Below are 3891 nucleotides of genomic sequence, written 5' to 3'. Positions count from 1 at the left end.
TTTTCTAATTTATTTCTTTAAAAGGCTTCTATATCTACCAAGCTTACTTAAAATCCGTTGTTTGATAAAGTCCATTGAAGATAGACCCTCTTTATCTAGTTCACTAAAATCGAATAAAATTTCAATACAATCTTCTATAGTTTTAACTGAATAAAGATGAAATAAGCCCTTTTCAACAGCAGCGACTACTTCACTCTTTAAAACCAAATCCTGTAAGTTGGAATTAGGAATAGTTACTCCCTGCTTTCCTTCTAAATTAAATAAACCGCATATGTCAAAATAGCCCTCTATCTTTTCATTTACTCCGCCTATAGGTTGAATTTCCCCCTTTTGATTAACAGAGCCAGTTATCGCAATACTTTGTTTTATAGGTATGTCGCTGAGACTGGATATAAGAGCTAAAAGTTCAGCAGCAGAAGCACTATCACCTTCTATGCCGGAGTAAAGTTGTTCAAAAACTATTTTTCCGTTGAAAGAAAGGGAGGTGTTTTGACCTAGAAATTCCCCTATAAAACCAGAAAGGATCATAATACCTTTGCTGTGTATATTACCACTTAAATTTGCTTCTCTTTCGATGTTGGTAATACCCTGCTTTCCAGCAAAGGTGGTAGCAGTTATTCGATGTTGTTGACCTACTGTAGAGTCGCCAAAGTTCATAACAGATAAACCATTAATCTGACCTATTTTAGAGTTTTTAAAGTCTACAATATACTTACCTTCCTTATACATCTGTAGAACCTTATTTTTTGCAAGTTCATGCATTGAATGAAGTTCTTCTATTGCATGAACAACATGTTGTCTATCTATCAATTTTGAACTATCCTTTATTGCAAAAACATGAGATACATCTATAATTTCCAGCAGTTTATTCATATAGGCAGTGAAATAATTTTGATTTTCTGCAAGTCTAGAGGAATACCTAAACAATTCTTTTACACCATCTCTAGTAATATGGCAAAATTTATTTTCATTAATATAATTGTTTATAAAACCGAGAATGTTTTTGGTATTAATTGAATCTTTTTCTATTTTACTATCAAACTCAGACTTTATCTTAAAAAGCTTATTAAAGTCATAATCCTGCTGAGATAACAAAGAGTAGGTGATACTACTTCCTACGAGAATGATTTTAACCTTTAAAGGTATATATTCAGGAGTTAAAGTAACTATTGGGAACAATTCCATATTGTTTTTAGAATTTTGCACAACTATAGCTTCAGATTTTAAACACCTTTTAAGTGCCTTCCAAGCGTTGGGATTACTTAGAAGCTGTTCAGCATTAACAACTAGGAAACCACCATTAGCTAAATGAAGACTTCCTGGTCGTATCATAGTGAAATCAGTTACTGTATTTCCCTGTATATTTTCATATTCGATTTTTCCAAAAATACTGTTATAAGTAGGAGAATCTTCATAAATAACAGGAGCACCCTTACCTATTTTATTAGTAGAAATAATTTTTACATCATATCTTCTAAAAAAGTGTTTTGAAAACTTAAAAATATATTCCTTGGAATCAGTGCCGGATTCTTCTTTGTCCTCTCTCTTGTTAACAGAGTCTTCACCACTATTACGCTTTAAAAAAGCACTGATATTTTGAATTATATCTTTTTGAAGCATATCTAAGTAGCTAATAATTTTGCTGTACTTTCCATACTTGTTTTTTAAAATTTCAATCTGTTCAAGTACTATATTTTTTGACAGGCTATAATCTAAGGTTTTAAGTTCCTCAAGCATTAACTTATTTAAAGCAGATATTCTCTTTAAGAGCTCATAAGAAAGCAGTTTGAGTTCATTAGAACTCTTGTTAATTGTTGATTTTTCATCTGTAGATAATTTGTTATAGGTATCAATATCCATTTTCTTTCCTTCGCTTAAAGGTATAAAAATAAAGTTTCCATTATCATCATGTTCTACAGCAAAGTTGTTCTCTGAAGCTTCATCGTAAATTTCTCGAGATATTTCTAAGACCATTTTTTCATATTTTTCAACAATTTTTCTCTTAGCATTTTCATAACTTTTACTATCAAAAACGGTAGGAACTTTTCTAAATAAATCGTTTATAACTAGAGCTATAGATTCCCTAAAGCTTTCAGCAGTTCCAGTAGGCAGCGAAAGTGCTATAGGTTTATGGCTATCTCTAAAGTTATATACGTAACACCAGTCATGAGGGTCTTCAAGAGTTTTTGCATATTCCTCGATTTTATTTACTATATAACTAGTTTTACCTGTACCACTGGGGCCAGAAACATATATATTGTATTCTTTTTTATCAATTAAAAGACCTAAGTCTATAGATTTAGCAGCTTTGCTTTGACCTATTATATTTTTATAAGGAGATAATTCTTCAGTAGTATCAAATTTAGGAAGTACATCAAAATTTAACTCTAAATCTTTTGAAGTTAACTCTAAATAAGTTGACATTTAATCACCTTCATTTCTTTTCAAATTACTAATATCATAGGAAGAGTCTATATTAAAAGCAGCTACAGTAAATTAATTTCTAAAAAGCATTTTAAACAGTACTAAGTATTTGTATTGTTTAAAGTAAGAATAAATCTCATTTAAGTTTTACTTTATATAATATGCAAGTTGGAGTTAAATGGAAACTGTAAAGATAATATATAGACAAAATATATATTCAGAGTAAAATAGTATTATATGTAAATATTAAAAGAAGGTGAATTAAATGTATGTAAGTGAAACAAAATTAAAAGTAAGATATGTGGAAACAGACCAGATGGGAATTGTCCACCATTCTAACTATTATGCTTGGTTTGAAGTTGGTAGAGGAGATTTTATACAGAAACTAGGAATGAGCTATAGTGACATGGAAAAGAAAGGTATTATGATGCCCTTAGTGGAAACTTATTGTAAGTATCATGAAGGGGCAAAGTATGAGGATGACATAGTAATACAAACCTTTATTGAAGAGTTAAGCCCTATAAAAGTAATCTTTAACTATAATGTAATCAGAGAGGTAGATAGTAAGGTTTTAGCAAAGGGAAAAACTACTCAAACTTTTATTAATAAGGACTTTAAAATAATTAATTTGAAGAAGAACCATAATGACTTATGGGAAAAACTTCAGCAGTTAAAGTAAGTCTTAGAATTCAGTTATAATGAGACTTAAGTATTTATACATACAGATGTATATGAAGCACTCTATTAGTCTTGGCTTCTGAGGCAGCATCTGGTGCTGTTTTGATTTTAAAAAGGTTAAATTTTTTAATCATCTCATACCTTTTTAAAATCAGTGTCATCAGAGGCTGATTTTCTTTTTCGAAACTAACTGTAGTCTATATGCAGATAACAAAGCTTTAATTATTAATTTAAGTTTCGTTTTTTATTTTATTGAAAAAATATAAGGCTATAAGTTTTTATATTGCAACATTTTCATTAGTAAGATAGATGAACGTATCTTAGTTTATACAAGTTTTGTAATTGCTGATAACTATTTAGAGATGAAATGGTATCAACTGATTCAAGTGTATCATCATCAATCATATTTAGATATAGTTAGGATTTTTAAGCGTAATTGAGTTAATCTAAAATAGGAGCATACTTATATAGTTTTAAAGAATGATAAAGATGATAGAATAACATTCGTTGCTGAAAAGTCAGTGACCAAGTTCATAAAGTAACCTATTAAAATCTTTAGAGAAATCTATTGACATAGGAAAATATTTATGATATTATGTAAAAGTTGTGAAAACGACAGAAAATAAAAATAATTTACAAAATTCTTGACAGGCTCAAATGTATGTGATAATATAAATGAGCGGTTAAACTATAAAAGATGATCCTTGAAAATTAAACAGAGTAAAGATAAGATAAGATAACTTATTTTTGAATAAACCAGCAATTCTTTAATGAATCTTCTCAATAAAC

The 3891-nt window shown here is 29.3% G+C and carries 2 protein-coding genes; one reads left to right on the top strand and one right to left on the bottom strand.

Annotation, left to right across the window (positions count from 1 at the left end; translation table 11 throughout):
- Positions 1-9: 9 nt before the first annotated feature.
- Positions 10-2424 carry a Lon protease family protein gene (locus tag N4T77_RS19920; protein WP_261673611.1) on the bottom strand — a complete coding sequence of 805 codons (2415 nt, stop codon included), beginning with the start codon at positions 2422-2424 and terminating at the stop codon, positions 10-12.
- 265 nt (positions 2425-2689) lie between these two features.
- On the opposite strand from N4T77_RS19920, the gene N4T77_RS19915 reads away from it, so the two are divergent.
- Positions 2690-3103 carry a thioesterase family protein gene (locus N4T77_RS19915; RefSeq protein WP_261673610.1) on the top strand — a complete coding sequence of 138 codons (414 nt, stop codon included), beginning with the start codon at positions 2690-2692 and terminating at the stop codon, positions 3101-3103.
- Positions 3104-3891: the final 788 nt, after the last annotated feature.

Origin of the sequence: Clostridium sp. CX1, assembly GCF_025398335.1 — a bacterium.
Taxonomy (GTDB): domain Bacteria; phylum Bacillota; class Clostridia; order Clostridiales; family Clostridiaceae; genus Clostridium_AM; species Clostridium_AM tanneri.
The sequence above is the reverse complement of the archived record's forward strand: the minus strand, read 5'-3'. Positions and strand labels throughout refer to the sequence as shown.